Consider the following 20416-nt stretch of genomic DNA (forward strand, 5'->3'; position numbering starts at 1 on the left):
CATTATTAGAATATTTTTCAAGTTGAAATTATCACTTATAGGTTGGACGTTTTAATGTACGATACACATATCCACGATTATTTCCCTGCCAAGTACCCATTATTTTATACGTAATTTTAGCGCTTTTCTTTTTCCCCTCTGAAAAATCCTCGTGTATTTCTGTATACATATCCTCCATATATTCTAAGTAGGAATCTGCGCCATTTGTTATAACACTGATGGATTCTGTAATCCCAGTGGTTTCAGACAAAAGACTGAATGCATGATTTACATATTTAACCACTTTTGTCACAGTTGAATTTTGTCTACGATTAATTTCTCGCCTCAACTCAATAAGATGCTTCCTTGTCTTTGCAGAATTTTTAAATGTCATTGTACGATATCTATATTTTGGAGCATGTTGAGTGGGATCTAAAATGAGCGGAAAGGCAGTATTTTGATCAAATTCAACAACTTGCTTTAACGTATTTCCTTCCAATTTATAATATGTCTTTACCGTCTTGTTGTTTGCATCCTTTGCCCATGGAGAATCAATAGTTGATAAAATATCACCATCTTTATTAATAATAAAGATCAATCCTGCTCCAATCCAAGACTTGTCATCTGGTGAATACAAATCGGCATATTCTTCAGATCTTATCAGACGCCACCCTTTCTGTAATTTGAAATTGAATGAATATTCTTTAGGCGCAGACTGATTTTTTATTACAATCATACTACGCACAGCATCGGATAAAACCCCATTATCATTTTCAGTAAGGGCTTGTACACTTACATCAATATCACTATTTGGTGCACAATATATTATCGTCCCATTTTTCGTCATTATTCCTTTAGTGTTTTTTTCTTCTAATGGAAGTTCCATTCTAATTGGCGCAGTTTCTTTACCATCCAGGATAACCTCATCAGATGCATTTTTAGGAATTGAAATATTAGCATCTTCTCCAATCATAGTGTATGCTTCAGGTTCTACTATAAATTTATTATTTATCTCGCTGATTCCCGTTATCTCTTCAACATTATTTGCTTGAAGATTTACCGTATCCTGATAAGTTTTCGGTTCCTCGTTGGCAAAAGACATTGTTGATGATGCCAAACAAATCATACTCACTAATAAACCAATACCCAATTTCTTCATGATTTTTCACCTCACTATTTTAAAAGTTTCTATTTCAAAAACATCCAATCACCTGACATAAATCGTTTTTTAGAATTTCACCTTTCCACTGTTATCTGTAATGGTCTCGACTTTATCGCCGGCATATGCGTGGAATACTGCATGGACACGATATGTTCCGCCAGACACTTTTCTTTCTTTTCGCAATGACAAAACGATTTGATGTGTTGAATCTGACCATGTCTCTACAGTGGTCCATATACCTCCTTTATTTTTTTGCAAGGAGCACTTGACTGTTAATTTAGTAGTTACCCCCATTCTTCCAGTTATGCGCGCCAAACATACGGCCGTCTTTCCCTGCTTTTCTAACTTAACTACTGTTGATCTGGAGTACTTGAATTCTTCAATAAGATTTTCTTTAAACTCGCTTTCCATCTCTGCACCATATACGGTGACAGTCATCCCAAACAACAGTAATGTACAAATAATTTGCACAATGATCTTCCGTAACATTCTTTTCCCTCCGTTCCATGTTATCCGAAAAAATACGTTCCGTTTAATGTGTGCTCAGCCATCGATTATGATTGAAATATCAATAGACCAATGAGCATACACTATCTATATAAACGCGCAGAACAGCCGAACGGGGACAAGAAAATATATTTTTTTCGAATTTTTTCTGCATTTCTCGCGAAATGCTTGACATACAGCAGAAATCAGGTTATTCCAATGTCTCCGCCATCTTCATCAAGACCGACAGCTTACAGTTTCCACTCAATTCGAATGCATAGTATCCATTATTCCAATATAGGCACCAGTTTCGTTCTCGATAGCAGCCATATCCCTCATATCCATTTATCTTCATCTTTTTTAAAGTTGTATCCTCTGAATTCCAACGAGCTTTTGCATTCTTCACTGTATATTGAGAATAAATTATTTCTTTGTTATTCCCATCCTTATAAATGACATCATAGAACGGGTCATTTTTGATTTCCTCACTGATCGTGTATCCTTCAGGCGTCTCGGGCTTAACCGGACGGAATTCCTTCGCCAGTCCATCGGGATCCTCTTGTCTGTAAGAGACGTGCCACTCCGTCCTGCCCTTCAGAATCTTTGTAAAAATCGTCGGACGCACCAGCGCAAAGGCAAGGATGGACGTGGCCATCAGCGCAGCGACCAGAAGGATCACCAGAGCCGCCCGACGCATTCGGGGCCTCGGACGCATTGTCCGTACACGGCGCTCCGCAAGCCTCTCCGCGCGGCGGATCCTACGCTGAAAACGCCGGGAAAACCGATGCTCCGGCTGTTCTCCGGAAAGTCTCTTCAATTGTTGAAATTCCTCAGCGTAAACCTGAAGCATCGCTTCTCTGACATCATTCATCGTCTCTAAGCCTCTCCTTCAACATGGCACGGCCGCGCTGCAGTCTCTTTTTTACCGTCTCCCTGTGCAGCCCCAGAAACTCCGCAATTTCCTTTGTTTCATAACCGTCCACAAAGAACAGCAGGAGCACGTCGCGATAAATCGCCGGGAGCTCGCGGATCACACGCTTTGTTTCAGCAAACTCCAGCCGGGACTCCGGAAGCTCCGCCGCCGTATCCTCCATCGTATCCACGAATTCCTGCGCGGCAGCTGCTCCGGCCGAATCCCGTCTGACCATATCAATCGAAATGTTTCTGACTATAATAACGATAAAATTCCGCGTCCGGGGACAATGAACCTCATTAATTTTTGAAAAATTTTTTGCGATACGAAAAAAAGCCTCATTCACTGCATCCTCGGCAAGTCCCGAGTCGTGCAGTATTTCTGAGGCAATATAAAACATCAGCTTCCTGTAGCTGTAATAAAGATCTTCGAATCGGCTTTGTTCCTCCGGCGTATCTACAATCTGTAAAAAGACATTCAGCATAGTCGGCGTCCCTTCTCAGGCCCGGGGGTGTGTCCGGTCATAGATATCCTTGATCCGGTTGCGCATATGCTCGAAATACACCTGCGTCGCCAGAATATCCTCGTGGCCCATGAGCTCCTGCAGGGATTTCATATCGATTCCGTTCTGCACCATGTGCATGGCAAAAGAATTGCGCAGGGTCTGGGGCGTCAGCTTATCCTCCAGATTCGCCGCTTTTCCGTACTGCTTCAGAATTTTCCAGAAGCCCTGACGTGTGAACTGTTCTCCCATGTAATTGACGAACAAAGGCTTGTCCGGGCCGTCCTCCTGATCACGGATCAGCGCCGGACGGCTTTCATCCAGATATGTCTGCAGGGCTGACCGCGCAGGCCCGCCCATCGGCACGATTCTGGCCCGTCCGTGATTCCCGCTGCACATGACGAAGCCCATATTCAGATTGACGTCAGACATCCGCAGCTCGATGATCTCGCTGACGCGTATACCGGTGGCGTAGAGCACCTCCAGCATAGCCCGGTCCCGTTTTCCCTTCACGGAATCGTCCGGTGTCGCCAGCAGCGATTCCACTTCCTCTATGCTCAGATACGAGATCTCTTTCCGGTTAATCTTCGGAGACTTGATTCCTTCTGTGGGATTCTCGCTGATTTCTCCTTTTCCCTGCAGATAACGGTACAGCGCCCGGATCGACGCCAGCTTGCGGTTTACCGTCGCTCTGGACTTTCCGCTCTGCTTCAGCTGCATCAGATAGGATACAACCTGTGTGTTCGTCGCCATCGCGTAATGCTCGATTCCGTTCTGCTTCAGAAACCTTCCGAAGGCAAGAAGATCCTGCCGGTACGCCGCGACCGTGTTCTGGGACACCTTTCTGGTGCTCGTGATATATTCCAGGAAATTTTCTACTTCCATACTGCTCTCCACTCTTTTGCCGGCTCACCCGGCCTGCCTGACCCGACCTCTATTCCAGATAATCGTCCAGCTCTCCGCGGTCGATCAGACCCTTCACCATCAGAATCGCGACCTGACTCTTCCCGTCCGTGAGTTTGCCGCGCATCACCATATCATAAAGCTCGTCGATATGATGCTCCTCAAGATCGATCGCCTCGTTATCATCTAAATCCGTCTCCCCCGCATGGAGCCCCGTCGCGAGAAAGACATGCAGAACCTCTCTGGAAAAGCCGACCGACGGCCAGGAGGACGTCAGAAACCGGATATGTTCCGGCGTGTAGCCTGTTTCCTCCCGAAGCTCCCGCAGAGCCGCCTCTTCCATCTCCTCGCCCGGATCCATTTTCCCCGCGGGAATCTCGAAGACCACATCCTCCACCGGTTTTCTGTACTGACGCTCCATGATAATATTCCCGTTTGGCTTCAGTGCCGCGATTACGACGCCGTCGGCATGCTCCACGATCTCCCGCGAAGACTGCCCGTCCACCGTAGTCACGATGTCTCTGCGTACATCGATCAGTTTTCCGTGATATACAATATCAGAACAAATCGTCTTTTCCTCAAAAGTCAATGTCTCGTCTCTCTTTCCTGCTATTCCTATTTCCGTTACTTTTCCTGTTGATTCTGCCGGCTCTCTCCCTGTTCCGGCAGCCGTCAATCCTTCTCTCCGCCGCTCATCGCCTCCGACTTGCGAATGGCTGCTGCGGCGCCGTCTCTTACGATTTCCCGAAAGCCGTGCTCTCTGAGGAAATTCACCGCTTCGCAGGTCGTTCCTCCCGGGGTGCAGACGCTGTCGATCATTTCCTCAAGCTCTCTGTCCGCGGACAAAACAAGCTTCGCCGCTCCCAGAACAGCCTGCGCCGCAAACATACGGGCATCAGAGGCACTCATCCCTGCCTTTTCTCCGGCCTCTGCAAGTCCCTGAATATACATATATGTATACGCGGGACTGGATCCGCTGACACCGATCACTGCATGAATCAGCTCCTCCGGCACCTCGCCGGCCTTTCCGATGCTGCTCAGCAGATTTACAATGCTCTGTACCTCAGCATCACTCACATTTCCGTTGCGGCTGACGCTGACCATAATCTCCCCGACCCCGGCAGGCGTGTTGGGCATGATGCGGATGAGCTTCGCATCCGTCCCCAGCGTTTCCTCTATCCGGTCGAGGGTGATTCCCGCGGCCATGGAAATGAGAAGTTTATCCTGAGTGAAATTCTCCGCGATTTCAGGAAGGATCTCCGGGAAGGTTCCCGGCTCCACGCCGACAAAGATAACATCGCAGGAGGCGATCAGCGCCGCACGACTGCCCGCGGCTCTCACACCGAAGTCCTGCGCCTGTTCCGCGGAACGTTCGGGAGTTCGCCCCGCTACCATCACGTCCTCCGGATTCAGCGCTCCCGCATGCAGGAGCCCGCGCAAAATCGCGCCGCCCATATTTCCCACGCCGATAAATCCATATTTCATGCGAACCATTACCTCGTTTTCAATTGCTTTAATACGTGTTCATTCATCGAATATGCTTGAAATATCAATAATACATAGTGCACATTCGGTAATCTGCCGACACTGCTTTACAATATTATATCACTCGTAAACTCTATTGGGAATAGCGTTTTTTCGAAAAAAACTAACTAAAAAAACTGATTTTTATCTTTTGGCTCTTGCAATTCCGGTGCTAATCTTATATAATTAAATCGTGGTTATCCCCCTGATAACCTCATTAATCTCTAATCCCAATACCCCTTTTGAACAAAGTAGACTGCACCCCTGCGGTCTATTTTGTTTACCGGAGAAAATCTAATGAAAACAATACGAAAAGAAGTTCAAACTGAGCCATTCTGTAGCCGGGCGTTTTCGCTGTATACCGCCGGCGCAGAAATCGCCGTATTTGATATTGAGACAACCGGCCTTTACCCGAAGAGGGACAGCCTGATCCTTTCCGGTATTCTTCGGCTCCGTACGGGCGGAAAAGCGACTGCAACCCAGTATTTTTCTGACCGGTCCGGAGACGAGCCGGAGGTGATCCGGGCGACTGTCCGGGATCTTGCCGAGTGTGATCTGATCGTCACATATAACGGCCGTTCCTTTGACCTCCCTTTTCTGCGGACCCGCGCCGCACGCTATGGAATTGACACCGGCGCGCTGAACATGGCCGATCTGGATCTCTATATGGTTCTCCACTACCATTCCGACCTGAAGGCTGCGATTGGCTCTCTGGCGCAGAAAAACGTAGAGCGGTTCATGGGACTTGACACCGGCCGCAAAGACGAAATCAGCGGCTATGACAGCGTCCGGCTCTATCAGCGGTATATGACGAATCATGATCCGGAGCTGGAAGCGAAAATTCTCCTCCACAATCACGACGATATTCTTCAGCTGGGGAAGCTGCTCCCCGTCATCGAAAAGACAGACTTTCATCGTGCAATGTTCTCCCTCGGTTTCGGTGCAGGCGATTTCACAGTTCGGGAGCTGCGGGCCGGCGACGGCGGACTGGATCTGCGAGCCGGGAAACGGAAAAACGCGGTGGATTATATTTTGTTCCCCACCCCGGAGCAGCCCTACAGCCTGATGATGTCACGGGAAAGTGGAATCCTCGAGGTGAATTTCCCTGCTGTCAAGGCCGCGCCCGGAATTCCGGTTATCGACGCCCGGAGAATTCTGGGGGAGGAATCGATGAAGACGTTGGAAAAATACCCTGCCTTTGAGAGTGGATATCTGATTCTGAAAAAGGCTGACCGAATCAACTACCTTGAAATCAACGCCTTTGTATCCGCCTTTCTCAGGCAGATCGGTCCCCGGCTCAGCCGATAGGCACACACGCCGCCGCATTCACAAAAAACCGCCCCGGTGCGATACCGTAAGGCGGTTTTCTGTATTGCCATCTATCCGCGGAACACCATCTCTCTGCAGATGTCCGAAAGAGATGCTGCGCCGCACATGGCCATAGTGTCTGCCAGTTCTGCGCCCAGACGCTCGGTGAGCTCTGCCACGCCCTGTGCACCCTTCCGGTAAACCGCGCAGACATAGGGTCGGGCGATCAGAACCGCATCCGCGCCCAGCGCCAGAGCCTTGAAAATATCCACGCCGCTTCTGATCCCTCCGTCTACCAGGATCTTCACAGCGCCGCCGCAGGCGTCGGCAATCTGCCCCAGAACCTCTGCCGTAGCGGGACACTGGTCCAGAACACGGCCTCCGTGATTAGACACAACGATGGCCGACGCTCCCGCCTCCACCGCCTTTTTCGCTCCTGCCACCGTCATAACGCCTTTAACGATAAAGGGTACGCCCGCCTCCCGGATGATTTCCGTCAGTTCCTTCGTGGATTTGCTTCCCGCCGGCGGCTGGAAGTTCTTCAGAAACGGAAGTCCCGCAGCGTCGATATCCATCGCCACCGCAAAGGAGCCGGACTGCCGCACCAGTTCCATCTTCTGCGCCACCATTTCCGCATTCCAAGGCTTGACCGTGGGAATTCCAAAGCCGTCGTTCTCGCCGATGACGCTGCATGCGGAGATCATGACCTGCTCATTCATTCCGTCACCTGTAAAGGCTGCAATGCCGGCCTCCCGGGCAGCGGGAATCAGAATGTTGTTATAGGCGAGGTCGTCATAGCGGTCGCCGTAATGAAGTTCCACAGCGCCCACCGGTCCCGCGAAAACCGGAAATCGGAACCTCTTGCCGAAAAGTTCCAGCGTCGTATCCGGCTGCCTGTTTTCACAGATCGTGTCCATATTGACACGAATCTCCTTCCATTTGTCGTAGTTCCGGATTGCTGTATCGCCAACGCCCTTGGCGCCCGGACCCGGAATCGTGTTCCCGCAGGCTCTGCCGTCGCAGATCCTGCACATCTTGCAGAAACCTTCCATATTGTTTCTCAGCTCCCTTCTGCTAGCGGATCAGCGCGTCAGCCAGGCGGTCCATCGCGTCAGTGCGGTAATCCTCAATGGTTCCATTGTCACAGGCAGCAGCCAGCGCCGGGTCGATAGGCAGCTTCGCGATATTTTTAATTCCATATGAGGCTGCGACCTCTTCCACATGGCTTTCGCCAAAGATCGCATGCTCGCTCCCGCAGTCCGGGCATCGGAAATACGACATGTTCTCCACGATTCCCAGAACCGGAACATTCATCATCTCCGCCATTTTGTACGCCTTCTCCACAATCATTCCTACAAGTTCCTGAGGAGACGTCACAATGACGATTCCGTCCACCGGCAGAGTCTGATAAACTGTAAGCGCCACATCTCCTGTTCCGGGCGGCATATCCACAAACATGACGTCGATATCGCCCCATACGACATTGCTCCAGAACTGCTGGATAACGTTAGACAGCACCGGACCTCTCCAGACCACCGGATCCGTCTCGTTCTCCAGCAGCAGGTTTATGGACATTGTTTTAATCCCGCCCTTTGTGGCCTGTGGGAGAATGATCTCATCGTTTCCCATCGCTTTATCAGTGATTCCAAAGGCTTTCGGAATCGACGGACCGGTAATGTCAGCATCCATCACGGCGACCTGCTTCCCAAGATGAGACGCAGCCACTGCCAGCATGGATGTGACAGAGGATTTCCCGACGCCGCCTTTTCCGCTGACCACGCCGATCACCTTGCGGATTTTGGACTCACTGTTCATCGGTGCCTTGGGGATTCCTCCCTGACGTTCTTCGCAGCTTTCTCCGCAGCTGCCGCAATCATGATTACAATCTGCCATAATTTTTCTCCTTTACATTTTGTTAAAACATTCTTATTCGCATTTTGTTAAAACATTCCTAAGTTCTTAAACAGGAACAGCCACAGAAACAGCGTCAGACAGGAAAACGCCGACGAAAAGATCACACAGTTTCCCGCCAGTTCTCCATCACTTCCCATGGACTCCGCCATAGTGTACGAAGAAATCGCAGTCGGCGCAGCCAGCATGGAGACAAGACTGACAAAAGCAACGCCCCGGAACCCTGCAGCCGCCGCAGCGGTCAGAAATATTCCCGGCACGGCAATCAGTCTTCCCGTCACACAGATCACCAGATTTCTTCTGCACCGTTCCAGACTCCGAAAACTGAAGGATGCCCCCAGCACCACCAGCGCCATCGTTGTCGCCGTGACGGAGAGATCCCCGATCACAGTCTCTATGGGGGCAGGAAGTCTGATCCCCGTGAAGACAAAGAACAGCCCCGCGATCGCTCCCAGAATAATCGGATTCGTAACGACTCCCTTCACGACCGTTTTTACATTCGGTTTTCCTCCCCGGAAAACCTCAAGTATGACCACAGCAAGGACATTGTACAGCGGCACAACCACCGCAATCAGTACAGCCGTGACTGCAACGTTTCCCCGCCCGTACACGTTAATCGCCATCGGAAGTCCCATGATGATGAAATTGCTCCGGTAGATCGCCTGAATCATCGCACCCCGGCTCCGCTGCGAGGGTTCGATCTTCATGACGATCGGAATCGATACGGCGCAGACCGTGAGAACCGAACCCACGCCGAACAAAATAAGTCCGAGGTCGAATGCCTGTGCGAGATCCGCCCCGTACAGGTTTTCAAACATCATACAGGGATAGCATACGACGAAGATCATATGGTTTAGCCGGCTCACTTCCCCTGCAGTCAGAAGTCCCTTCCACTTCACGGCGGCTCCGATAAGCATCAGAATAAACAGCGGCAGCACCGCCCACACGCATACCAGAAAATTACTCAGCATCCGTAATCACCCTGGCGATTTTTCTGTCATGTTCATCCACCGGAATCACTCCCGATCCGCAGGTCATTTTCTCGAAGCAGATCAGCGCGCAGGGAAAGTCCATCCCTTCCAGGTAACGATCATAGTACCCCCGTCCGTGTCCCAGACGATTTCCGTCGTGATCGCAGCTGACGCAGGGAATAACACCGAATTCGATCTCTTCCTGCGGAACGGACGCAAGGCCCTCCTTCGGCTCCAGAAGCCCATAAAATCCCCGTTCCAGATCTTCGTCACAGTTGTGGATCTCTACCGCCTCCATGGTTGTTTTGTCAATGCAGCGCGGAACACAGAGTCTCTTGCCGCTCCGGAGCGCATCCTCCAGTATGGCTCTCGTGTCCGGCTCTGCACCTACGCCGACAAAGCAGAATACGACCCGGGCCTGCTGATAATCCGCATCAGCCGTCACTCTGTCGCAGATTCTTCTGCTGGCGGTCTCACAATAGTCCCGCGACAGGCCGCGGGCCCGTTCCTTCATTTCCGTTCTAAGTTTCTTCTTCTCTTCTGTCTGGCTCATCTTCTTACCGGTTTATCTTCTTACAAACTCACATTCTGCGCATTCCGGTCTGTGGGGATTATCCGGATCGCAGTGCAGGGGATAAAGTTTCACGTTCGGCTTCAGTCTGTTTCCCATCAGTGAAATCAGCCCGGCGATCTGACACAGGGTTCCCGCGAACTCCACCGTCTGTCCGGACTTTGCCTGTCTCAGCGTCTCCCTGTACACCTTCGGCATATCCCGGTAATAATAATCCTCGCTGTACTCATAGTAATTCGTGAACCCCGGCATATCCACCGGATTGTACAAAGGACAGTACAGCACGCAGTTGTTGCAGAGTTTGCAGCCGTTTTCATCGATGACCGGCTTCATCCGTCCGTCCTCATCCTTTTCCATCTTCATACAGTATTCGCGGCATCCGACGATACATGCGCCGCAGCCGTTGCAGTTCTTGATCCGATCCGTAATCTGCATATTCTTCCTCCCTCTCGTGGCTCGCAGCCACCGATACCATTATATCACATATTTTCAAGTCGGCTACAGGGAACCGGGTGCTCCGACAATTTCAGTTATTTCAGATATTTTGTGGGGATCCTATTGACTTTTGTACGATAATGTATTAATATATGAACATAAAGAAAGTACCAAGGGTACAGGAAAGGAGTGAGGGCCATTGCAGAAGCGGACCATTGGACCGGGAGACATATTCGGGCATAGCCTTCTGCTTCAGAGTCAGGCTGGACGGATCTGAAATCAAACAGTATGACTGAGACGGATGAAGGGAAAGACCTGCCGGACACGCAGATAAACCGACAGCGCGGAGAACTCGGAAGCAGCAGAGCGGTTGCCCCATGCAGATATCGTAACAGTTGCGGAGTCTATGGAAGGAGTAGATATACCGAAGTTGACATAGATCGAGATTCAATTTATATAGATTACGATATGTCTTTCAGTCAGCAAAACTGAATAATAATGAACGATAAACGGACTGTCTTTGGGACAGTCCGTTTTTTTTTTAGCAGTGCAGGGATTTTCGGCACACGACACGGCTGCGGCTGTTACGCCTGCAGCTTTGGTCTTTGTCCGGATATTGCCGGAGGGCCGCCGGCGCTTTTCTTTTTGTCGATCAGGAATTTGCTGAAATTGATTTCCTGTGACGCCATCTCCATGAGGTCCAGACATGTATTTCCGATTCTCTCAACATCATGAAGGAGTTCGTTCAGAGAAATTGTAAGACTGGCATCGCACAAGCCCTTGCCTACCCTTTTCATATGAGCGGCGCGTATCTTATCATCGAGCCGCACCAGTTCTTCTTTGTCATCCATAGACTTCTGCATCGCCGTAACATTCCCCATGACGATACTCCTGTGCACCGCTTCATAAAGTCCGGACAGTACATCAAACAGCTTGGAAATCTCTTTGATCGCTTCTTTAGAATATCCGGACTTTCCCTGATTCGCTTTAGCCATGTTATCAGAAATCTGTCCACACAGTCCGCTGATCCGGTCGATATCATTCACTACAAGCATCAGTCCTGTCGTGTCTGACGCCTGCGTTTCCGTCAGGACGCCCTTGGAAAACATCTTCGCCAGATATTCGCTGATTGCGTCACCCTGTACCGCGATTTCCTGTGCCTCAGAATGAACCACCTGCAGTGTATCCTTAAGGGTTTTCAGCCGGATCCCCCGGAGAGAAACTAGCATATCATTAACGCGATCGCTGCATGCGATAATTTCCTCAAATACAAGATGCAGAGCAGATACCGGCTGATGCAGCAGGTTGTCGTCCAGCGTCGTAATCGGTTTTCGCTCATAATCCCTCTCTGGCAGAATCTTCATTACTATCTTTACCATGAGCCACAGCAAAGGCAGCCAGATCAGTGTCATCGTAAGATTGAAGCAGGTGTGAGCGTTGGCGATCTGACGGGAGATTACTGCGATCTCATCTCCATGCGGCGATATATACTGAATCAGCCTGGCGTATGGTTTGATAAACCAGATGAACAGGCACGTGCCTGATACGTTGAACAGGCAGTGCGCCAGTGCGGTCCGCTTCGCGTCCCGGCTCTGTCCGATGCTGGCCAGGATTGCGGTAATCGTGGTTCCGATGTTGTCTCCCAGCAACACGGGAATCGCTCCGGCCAGTCCAAGGACACTCGATACACCATCCGGTCCGGGCTGAGAAGCGAAATTCTGCAACACCGCAATGGTGGCGGAACTGCTCTGCACCACCAGCGTCATGCACATTCCCACCAGTACGCCAAGAATAGGAACGTCTGACACCTGCGCAATGAGGTTCACAAAAAACGGGCTGTCCGCCAGTGGCTTCATGACATTTCCCATGGTTTCGATTCCCAGGAAAAGAAGCCCGAAAGCCAGAACCGCCTGCCCGATATATTTCAGTTTCTCTGATTTTGCTACAAACTGTATGATAAATCCGATGAAGATAATCGGATAGATATAGTCACTGATGTTGAATGCGATAATCTGCGCAGTCATCGTCGTTCCGATGTTTGCCCCGAAAATTACTGAGATTGCCTGTGGCAGAGAAATCAAACCCGCGCTGACGAATCCGATTGCCATAACCGTGGTAGCGCTGCTGCTCTGCAGCACGGCTGTTACCAGCGCTCCGGAAATCACTCCGAGAAGGGGATTCCGCGTCAGCATCGCCAGCACTTTTTTCATTTTCTCTCCGGCAACCTTCTGAAGGCTGTCACTCATCATGTTCATGCCGAACAGGAACAGCGCCAGTCCGCCGATCAGCCCAAAAGCCACTCTTATCGTTTCATTCATTCGTCTGTCCTCCTTTACGCTCACATTAATTTTACAAAAACAGAGCTTTTTTTATCTATCAGAGGACTGTAAAAGTTATATTAAATCTTTGTAAAATAATATCAGCGCAGATATGGACGGGTCGAGTCTTCCATTCTGATAATTTCACGGCAGACACGCTCCGAATTGCGGCGGTCGTTATACCTGAAGAATGTGTCCACTCTGTCTCTGTACAGTTCCGGCTCCGCACAGTCTGACGCAACAAACCGCACAATCGCATCTATCGCAGTCTGCAGATCGTAAACAACCGGTCCGAATCCGTCCTGCTCATAATCGAAATAACCTTTTTTAAAAATGTGCCGTCCTTCTATGTCGTTTCTGTCAAACTGTGTATATATCACCGGTTTCCTGAGATAGGCAAAATCAAACGCAACGCTGGAGTAGTCCGTAATCAGAAGCGATGCCCGTGCGAAGATCCCGCTGTAATCCATCTGATCATCCCCGACAGTGATCAGCGGGTTTGACTGAAAATCTCTGAGCTGACTGCGCAGCGAAGGATGCAGATGAAATTCACCTCGATATCCGGCTCTCTCCATAGCTTCAAGGAGTTCCGGCGAATGGATCAGGCCGTCATAAAACCGGAAGTATTCAGACTCACGGAAGCTCTCGGAGTATTTTCGTTCTCCCGCCCGGTCGCTGAGGGTTCCTGCGAGATCCTTCCTCCAGGTAGGCAGAAACGCAATCAGTTTTTCCCGGTGATCCCGAAGCCGGTCATGGCGCGGCATGCCCGTCAGTTTCACGACGCTCTCATCATATCCGTAATTACCGTCCAGAACAGAACTGTATTCTCTCCCTGCAGATGTAACAAATAATTTAATATTCAAATTCCCGCGATGGAGCCATCCTGAAACATCCTGCTGAGTAACGCCGTGCTGCAGGAACACAAAATCCGATTCGATCATATCTTGATAATACTTTCTGTCTTTGCCAAAAGGATTGATGACCCACTGATCCGCCGCAGAGGAAATAATTTCAGATGCCGCCAGGAAATACGCCAAATGCTCCTCCGATCCGTACTTCAGCACGGGTCCTGCCTTCGCCATTCGTTCGTAATCCTCGCTGTCCGCGTTGAGAACAAAATAAATTTCTCTGCTCTGCTTCACATCGCTTTTCATCAGATACCGGAACAGAGCCTCGCCGTTGTCACCAGCGCGGTACGCACGGTCAAAGACCAGCCATATCGGCCTTTTTTTCGCTTTTCTCTTCAGGCCGGCAGCCCTTTTCCGAATCCGCAGGACTTCAGGTTTTCCCAGTTTCTTCAGGATGCTGTCGCGTCTTTTTGCGGCCCGCCACGCCGCATACAGATTACCTGACGAAACAGCAATTCCATTTTCTTCCCGACTGACCATCCTGTTTCCGCAGAGAAAGAAGGAGTTCTCCATTCCGGAAAGTCTGGACCACTTCTGCAGTTTCAGCGGCATCCACGCACAGTTACCCATACTGTCGGAAATACGGAACCGGTAAACTGTGTCTTCCTTCAGCGGAAGATCCAGGGTAAACCAGATTCCCTGCTGAACCAGATCGCCAAGCATTCCTTTCCTGTCATAATGTGAATTTTCGATGCAGAGCGGATTCCATTCGCGGCCGGCCGTATCCACCGCGCAGAATTCACGATTTTCTCCCAGAATGCGATGTGCGCTCACCCCCTCCAGATGAAGCATTCCGTCCCTTTCTTCCAGCATCCGGATCTGCATCGGTATCCTGTTCAGAAGGAGTTCCTGCGGAAAAGTCCTGTCACCGTATTTCAGACGAAGCGCGTAGGCCTTGTACGGAAGCGGAAGACGGGACTTTACGATTGTCAGATCCTCCACTTCACCCAGAATTCTGCTGATAAGTTCCCTGTATGCAGTTCTTTCCTCCCGGGACATTTCCTGCGGAAGCGGCTGCTTCAGCCGGGTCTGCAGATCGCCGAGAATAAAATTCTGCGCATAGGCAGTGACTTCACCGCAGTAGTTCCGAGAGCATTCAATTATACCGGAATACGCGGCCTCCGCATAAGAGAAGTATTCATCCTTCCGATCCAGAAAATCCCATGCGCCCCGTTCGGGAATCACATCTGAAACATGGCACACCGCCTCTCTCAGGTAGCGGATTCTTCCGGATCGCAGCGCCAGCCTGCCGATAAGCGTCTGACGCTCAGCCGCACCCGCCTCCAGAGCAGACTCCTCCCCCGTCAGCAGTGATGCGGGAATGAAAGATGAATCCAGATCGTACAGGACTTCTTTCGGCCTTTTATCGGTTTTGCAAAGATGAGACTTCCTGAAATTCCGATCGCCTGCCCCGACAAAACCGCTTCGTTTTCCGTGATATTCCCGGCGACAGGTAATAATTTCCGGGCAGGCTTCTGAAACATTTCCCGAACCGCCGTCTTCCGGTATTTTGGAGCCTCCATCATTCTCTACAGTCTGCCCGCCGCTTTGCGGAAGCGCGCTTATCGCTTTCCTGACGATCCTCAGAGCATCTGCGTCCCAGTAGTCGCCTTCGCCGGAGATATTTACATAACAGCCTCGGATGTACTGTCTGAGTTCTTTCAGGGAAGATACCGTCGATGCGGAAAGAATCCGAACATTTTCTCCGTACTTTTCCCGGAAATCACTGCACAGACGGTGCTGCTCCTCATCGCCTTTGTTTTCAATCAAAAGCACCTGCGTGCCTTCCGGAAAACCGGCAGTCTGATTTTCCAGTGCACACAGGGCCTTTTTCAGTTCTTCAGTTTTCTGATCGGTATGTATGACAACTGAACATACGATTTCCTTCTGTTCCATATATATCCCCGTCATTGGTTTATGCCCGTGTATCGTTCCCGGTACAGTTGCTGCTCCGCACAGTCGCCGGAAACAGGGCTGTCTCCGAATATCTCAGAAGGTCGCCACCTCCGGCACCGCCGGCGCCGCCTTCTTCACCTCTGTACAATAGAGTACCGGTCCTGGGCCCTCACCCGCATATACAGGGTCATCTTCTATACGGACCTTTGCAGAAACAGTAACCCAGTCGCCGTTTCCGAATGACGCCGCCTCATCGGTCCATTTGCAGACAAGTCCAGCGAACTGAATGTCCTCGACACAGCAGGTCATGACGTGGCGCCCGAACACAAATTTATTCTTCGGAATGTCTCCACCGTTTACCAGACGTCCTTTCAGATGAAGAATCTTGCCGTCATATTTCTGCTGATCTTCGTTGATGTCCCGATACCATTCCGCATACCAGTCGTCTCGGATCGTAATGACAGGCTGTTCTGTGTCGAAGGGCAGCGGATCCTGAATCGTATCCATCTCCACATCGTTTTCGCCATACTCATAGAGTATCTGACTCTTCCGGTTGGCAACCCGGACAATTTTATGGAATCGCATCTTCGTGGAAACGCCTTCCTCATCGACCTCGTCCATTTTTTTACGGTCGCAGCGGTTGAACACCACGAGTTCCGCGCTCTTCAGCTTGTCGAACACCAGCTGCCGCATATTCTGATTATATGACAGAAATGTACGGGCGTCCGCAAACATCATTTCCTGGTAGGTCAGCCATTCTGCAGGCATGGCGCGATAAAAGCTGTCAAGCCCCCACATCCCGTTATATTCCACAATTACACGTTCCACCCGGTGCTTTTTCTGCAGGCTGACCAGCAGTTCCTCGCTGAGATCCTCTTCATCCTCGACGGTCTCAAAGAAAACATTCGTTCCGAAAAACTTAGAGGGGTGATATTCAGTCTCGCCCTCTTCACACAGCAAAAACAAAGTCCGCTCACCCATATTAAAGTCCGGACCTTCCAGAGCCTCCTGAATAAATGTGGTCTTTCCCGACTCCAGGAAGCCTGTAAACAGATATACCGGTATTTCCATACTGCCTCCTTTGTTCTCCTTATAATCCCCAGATGACTTCAGACTACAACGCGAAAAGTTCGCTGATGCGGTCGCGGTCGATTCCCGCACCGATAACGCAGATCATTCCGGTCGTTGCCGCGGCTCCTGTACGCACATCCGGTTCTCCCGGCACATAATCGAAATGGATCCACTGTCCGTCCTTGCCCTCTACAATACCTTTTGCCCGAAGCACCTGGCCCACCTCGGCGATATTCTGAAGACCGGTCAGCGCATCGCGTATCTGCTCCTGCGTATATTTATGCGCAGTCTCCGCTCCGAAATCCTCAAACACTTCATCCGCATGGTGGTGACCGTCGTGATGATGGTGATGATGTTCATGTTCATGTTCATGTTCGTGGTCATGGTGATGATGTTCATGTTCGTGGTCTTGGTGCTCATGCCCGTGTTCGTGGTCATGGTGCTCGTGCCCGTGCTCATGAGCATGGGCCTCCTCCTCCGCATAAGCCTCCTCACGGAGTCTGTCGAGTTCTGCGGACAAAGTCTTTTTCTTCTCCATAGTCTCCAGAATCTGTGCACCTGTAATCTGATCCCACGGCGTCGTAACAATGGAGGCGTCCCTGTTATGCTCTCTCAGAAGAGCGACGCAGGTGTCCAGCTTCTCCTGGGAAAGTCCGTCCACATGACTCAGAATGATAGAGCTCGCGTGCTCCACCTGATTGTTGAAGAACTCACCGAAGTTCTTCATATACATCTTGCATTTCTTCGCATCCACAACAGTCGTGAAACCGTTCAGCTGAATCTGATCATTATGCAGATCCTGCACGGCAATAATCACGTCGCTGAGTTTTCCAACGCCAGACGGCTCGATCAGAATCCGATCCGGGGAAAACTGCTCGATGACCTGATTCAGCGCCCGTCCGAAATCGCCTACCAGACTGCAGCAGATGCAGCCCGAGTCCATCTCATTGATCTGCACTCCGGTATCCTTCAGAAATCCGCCGTCTACGCCGATTTCGCCGAATTCGTTCTCAATCAGAACGATCTTCTCGTCACCATACGCCTCTTCAATCAGTTTTTTGATCAGCGTCGTTTTTCCGGCTCCAAGAAAACCGGAGAAAATATCTACTTTTGCCATAAAAAAATCATCTCTTTCCGTTAATTTTTTGTTCGTCGTTTACCTTCTTTATATACCCTTCCGGCAGAAGTATAAACGCCGCATCAGTAAAAGCGGGCCACGTTTTCCCTTACCACATTCATGACCTGATCCCAGCCGTCCACACATTTCCAGTCAGAAGCAAGGTTCATCTTCACAACTTTGTAAAGGTAATCCTCATAGTAGCGCATCGCCGCATCCATATCCATTCCCTGCTTCTGCAGCTGACTCACATCGTATCTGGAGAACTCCACCCGTATCACACAGCGGCGCCGCTGCGTGCCGTCTTCTCTTCCTTTCGGAAAATCCATAACCGCCACATCGACATAATTGTACAGCGGCGTGTCCGGAACTAAAACGATTTCTTTCATCCTCTCGCCTCCATTATTTCGCGGACGAATCTCCGGATTTCGTACAGATCGCCGCCATTTTTATTTTTCGCTGGGTCGACCAGGCTCAGTTTTGAGATAATCTCGGTTTTCTTCAGATATTTTTCAATTCTGCTGAAACATTTATCCGCCCGCCCCGAAGAGCTGCACAGAGCAACGCCGATTTTCTTGCCCTTGATTTTGTTAGCCAGCAGAAATGTGCGGATCGGCGGAGCAATCGTGCCCGCCCAGATCGGAGAGCCCACAATGACCGCATCATATTTCTTCGGGTCAAAACTGTATGGCTTCAGCTGCGGCCTGGAACCCAGGGACGCGGCAGCGCCTCCCTTGATGTATTTCATCGGTCCCGCATCTGCATAGGGCTTAATCGGCTCCAGACGAACCACATCGACCGCCGTCTCATCGCCGATCGCCTCCAGAATCCGCTGTACCACATACTCTGTGTTCCCTCCAAGTGAAAAAAACACAACCGCGATTTTCCTGTCTTTATTCCGTATCATTTTTTCTCCTTTCCCCCCGGAAGGTATCTGCTGAAAGAATCTTTCACTCCCCTCTTTTCAGATCCTCCAGGATTGCGTAGATGATTCCGGAGCCGTAACCCAGACTGCTGAGTCTGCGTGCAATTCGTCCCCTGATTTTGTCCGGAACAGGATCCTCCGGCGTGAGATCCGCGAGACGCAGCACCTTCTCCGCTTCCTCGCGGGCCATAGACGTTTCATCGACAGGCTGCTCCTCTGCATAGTCTTCATATGCGGCCGCGATGATTTCCTCATCTACGCCTTTCCTCCGGAGTTCCGCGAACACACGGTACTTTCCTTTGTTCCTGCGAAAGGCAGCGACAAAATATTCCGCACAGTAGTTTCTGTCGTCGAGGTATCCGTCCTCCTGAAGCTGACGCACCGTCTGTCTGATCTCCTCGGCCTCATAGCCCCTTCCGCTCAGAAACGATTTCATCTCCGCGGCTGTCATCATCCTGTCGGCGAGTTTTCTTACTGCCGCTTCATCACAGCTTCTGTTCATGCCAGAATCCTCAGTTCGTACTCACGATCTCCGGAAGAACAGAACGCACATTTCATCTCATCGGAAATCTCGATTTCCCCGAAGGCATATGGTCTTCCGCCGCAGCGTCCCTCATCCGCCAGCACATCCGGCATCTCGCCGCCGAAGAGTCCTTCTCCCGTCATCTTGCAGTAGGCCTCCTTGCGCACCCAGATCTGAAAGAACCCCTCTTCGCCAGTCTCTTTTACATAGTCCGCCTCCCCGGGCAGAAACCACCTGTCGGCCAGCCGTTCATAATCGCACTCCTTCATCAGCTGCAGATCAAGTCCGCAGGGAGCGTCTGAAAACATGCACATCCAGAGTTTTCCGCTGTGCGTCAGGGAAAATTCCAGCGGAACCTCCGCGAAATAGGGTTTGCCCTTTTCGTCGCGTACGATTTCTGCGCTCCGCGGATCGAAATCCAGCCCGGCCTCCAGGCAGTGCCGCGCCGCCGCCAGCCGGACCAGATGTTCTCCTTCTTTACCTGTTTTGTAATCACCGTCGTAAATGTAAACTGAATTCATGCTTCCTCTCCGTTCTTTTCCTTCAGATTTTCATTAAAGCCGTTAACAAAAAAACGGGGGACAGCTTCCACATCGCTGCCCCATACCCGTAATCGTTTTCATCCGCAATTGTATTATTTCTTCTGCTCCGCCGATTCCTTCCCGGCCAGACGTTCCAGTACCCGCCGGTAGCCGTCTGCACCGTAGACCAGGCATTTGTTGATACGGCTGATGGTCGCGGTAGACGCGCTGGTCGCCTTCTCGATCTCATTATATGTGTGCTTCTCCGAAAGCAGCCTGGCAACCTGCAGCCGCTGCGCGATCGCATGGATCTCGTTCACAGTGCAGATATCTTCAAAGAAACGATAGCAGTCCTCCCGATCCTTCAGCGTAAGCACTGCGTCAAACAGCTCATCGATATCCTCACGCTGGAATTTCGATTCATAGGCCATTTCCAATATTCTCCTTCCACCTTCTCTGCACTGAGTATAGC

Annotated in this window: 22 protein-coding genes; 1 reads left to right on the forward strand and 21 read right to left on the reverse strand. The window is 50.6% G+C overall.

All coding sequences use genetic code 11. The annotated features are described in order from the left end of the window. Positions 1-31: 31 nt before the first annotated feature. The 7 genes from FYJ64_RS00850 to proC form a co-directional block, all read right to left on the reverse strand. On the reverse strand, positions 32-1138 hold the full coding sequence (locus FYJ64_RS00850; RefSeq protein WP_154573358.1) for a hypothetical protein: 1107 nt from the start codon (positions 1136-1138) through the stop codon (positions 32-34). Positions 1139-1207: 69 nt separating this feature from the next. Beyond that, a complete protein-coding gene (locus FYJ64_RS00855) occupies positions 1208-1630 on the reverse strand; it encodes a hypothetical protein (RefSeq protein ID WP_154573359.1) in 423 nt (140 codons plus the stop codon). A 208-nt stretch (positions 1631-1838) separates the two neighbouring features. Continuing rightward, a complete protein-coding gene (locus FYJ64_RS00860) occupies positions 1839-2498 on the reverse strand; it encodes a DUF4367 domain-containing protein (protein WP_154573360.1) in 660 nt (219 codons plus the stop codon). After that, on the reverse strand, positions 2491-3024 hold the full coding sequence (locus tag FYJ64_RS00865) for an RNA polymerase sigma factor (protein WP_154573361.1): 534 nt from the start codon (positions 3022-3024) through the stop codon (positions 2491-2493). Before FYJ64_RS00865 ends, FYJ64_RS00860 begins: the two co-directional genes overlap by 8 nt. 15 nt (positions 3025-3039) lie before the next feature. Then, positions 3040-3927, reverse strand: a complete 888-nt coding sequence (locus FYJ64_RS00870) for a tyrosine recombinase (protein WP_075714821.1) — start codon at positions 3925-3927, stop codon at positions 3040-3042. A 49-nt stretch (positions 3928-3976) separates the two neighbouring features. Further along, positions 3977-4534: an NUDIX domain-containing protein gene (locus FYJ64_RS00875; RefSeq protein ID WP_154573362.1), complete on the reverse strand. Its 558-nt coding sequence runs from the start codon at positions 4532-4534 to the stop codon at positions 3977-3979. Between the two features lie 83 nt (positions 4535-4617). Beyond that, positions 4618-5430 (reverse strand): pyrroline-5-carboxylate reductase, encoded by an 813-nt coding sequence (gene proC, locus FYJ64_RS00880; protein WP_206045491.1) that lies wholly within the window; start codon positions 5428-5430, stop codon positions 4618-4620. A gap of 336 nt (positions 5431-5766) precedes the next feature. On the opposite strand from proC, the gene FYJ64_RS00885 reads away from it, so the two are divergent. Further along, positions 5767-6777, forward strand: a complete 1011-nt coding sequence (locus tag FYJ64_RS00885) for a ribonuclease H-like domain-containing protein (RefSeq protein WP_154573364.1) — start codon at positions 5767-5769, stop codon at positions 6775-6777. A gap of 71 nt (positions 6778-6848) precedes the next feature. Here the strand turns inward: FYJ64_RS00885 and FYJ64_RS00890 are convergent, their stop codons facing one another. The 14 genes from FYJ64_RS00890 to FYJ64_RS00955 form a co-directional block, all read right to left on the reverse strand. Beyond that, entirely contained in the window at positions 6849-7829 is a 981-nt protein-coding gene (locus FYJ64_RS00890; protein ID WP_154573365.1) for an alpha-hydroxy-acid oxidizing protein, read from the reverse strand. Positions 7830-7851: 22 nt separating this feature from the next. Further along, the gene (locus FYJ64_RS00895; protein ID WP_154573366.1) at positions 7852-8670 is read right to left on the reverse strand and encodes an Mrp/NBP35 family ATP-binding protein; all 819 of its coding nucleotides are present in this window, start codon (positions 8668-8670) and stop codon (positions 7852-7854) included. Positions 8671-8717: 47 nt separating this feature from the next. Then, on the reverse strand, positions 8718-9659 hold the full coding sequence (locus FYJ64_RS00900; protein ID WP_154573367.1) for an AEC family transporter: 942 nt from the start codon (positions 9657-9659) through the stop codon (positions 8718-8720). Beyond that, complete coding sequence (locus tag FYJ64_RS00905; protein WP_154573368.1) at positions 9649-10212, reverse strand: 5-formyltetrahydrofolate cyclo-ligase; 564 nt, start codon at positions 10210-10212, stop codon at positions 9649-9651. The genes FYJ64_RS00900 and FYJ64_RS00905 overlap by 11 nt, the downstream gene beginning before the upstream one ends. Positions 10213-10224: 12 nt before the next feature. Further along, a complete protein-coding gene (locus FYJ64_RS00910; protein ID WP_154573369.1) occupies positions 10225-10665 on the reverse strand; it encodes a 4Fe-4S dicluster domain-containing protein in 441 nt (146 codons plus the stop codon). Positions 10666-11249: 584 nt separating this feature from the next. Beyond that, positions 11250-12983, reverse strand: coding sequence for a Na/Pi cotransporter family protein (locus tag FYJ64_RS00915; RefSeq protein ID WP_154573370.1), 1734 nt, complete (start codon positions 12981-12983; stop codon positions 11250-11252). Between the two features lie 101 nt (positions 12984-13084). Next, positions 13085-15802 (reverse strand): CDP-glycerol glycerophosphotransferase family protein, encoded by a 2718-nt coding sequence (locus FYJ64_RS00920; protein WP_154573371.1) that lies wholly within the window; start codon positions 15800-15802, stop codon positions 13085-13087. Positions 15803-15880: 78 nt separating this feature from the next. Then, positions 15881-16858 (reverse strand): TIGR03943 family putative permease subunit, encoded by a 978-nt coding sequence (locus tag FYJ64_RS00925; protein WP_154573372.1) that lies wholly within the window; start codon positions 16856-16858, stop codon positions 15881-15883. Between the two features lie 43 nt (positions 16859-16901). Continuing rightward, positions 16902-17975, reverse strand: a complete 1074-nt coding sequence (locus FYJ64_RS00930) for a CobW family GTP-binding protein (RefSeq protein ID WP_154573373.1) — start codon at positions 17973-17975, stop codon at positions 16902-16904. 83 nt (positions 17976-18058) lie between these two features. Continuing rightward, positions 18059-18364, reverse strand: a complete 306-nt coding sequence (locus FYJ64_RS00935) for a hypothetical protein (protein ID WP_154573374.1) — start codon at positions 18362-18364, stop codon at positions 18059-18061. Beyond that, positions 18361-18882 (reverse strand): flavodoxin family protein, encoded by a 522-nt coding sequence (locus FYJ64_RS00940; protein ID WP_154573375.1) that lies wholly within the window; start codon positions 18880-18882, stop codon positions 18361-18363. Before FYJ64_RS00940 ends, FYJ64_RS00935 begins: the two co-directional genes overlap by 4 nt. A gap of 43 nt (positions 18883-18925) precedes the next feature. Continuing rightward, positions 18926-19402 (reverse strand): regulatory protein RecX, encoded by a 477-nt coding sequence (locus tag FYJ64_RS00945; protein WP_154573376.1) that lies wholly within the window; start codon positions 19400-19402, stop codon positions 18926-18928. Continuing rightward, complete coding sequence (locus FYJ64_RS00950; RefSeq protein WP_154573377.1) at positions 19399-19944, reverse strand: 4'-phosphopantetheinyl transferase family protein; 546 nt, start codon at positions 19942-19944, stop codon at positions 19399-19401. The genes FYJ64_RS00945 and FYJ64_RS00950 overlap by 4 nt, the downstream gene beginning before the upstream one ends. 113 nt (positions 19945-20057) lie before the next feature. Beyond that, the gene (locus tag FYJ64_RS00955; RefSeq protein WP_154573378.1) at positions 20058-20375 is read right to left on the reverse strand and encodes a YerC/YecD family TrpR-related protein; all 318 of its coding nucleotides are present in this window, start codon (positions 20373-20375) and stop codon (positions 20058-20060) included. Between the last annotated feature and the right edge of the window lie 41 nt (positions 20376-20416).

Source organism: Hornefia butyriciproducens (assembly GCF_009695915.1).
Lineage (GTDB): Bacteria > Bacillota > Clostridia > Peptostreptococcales > Anaerovoracaceae > Aminicella > Aminicella butyriciproducens.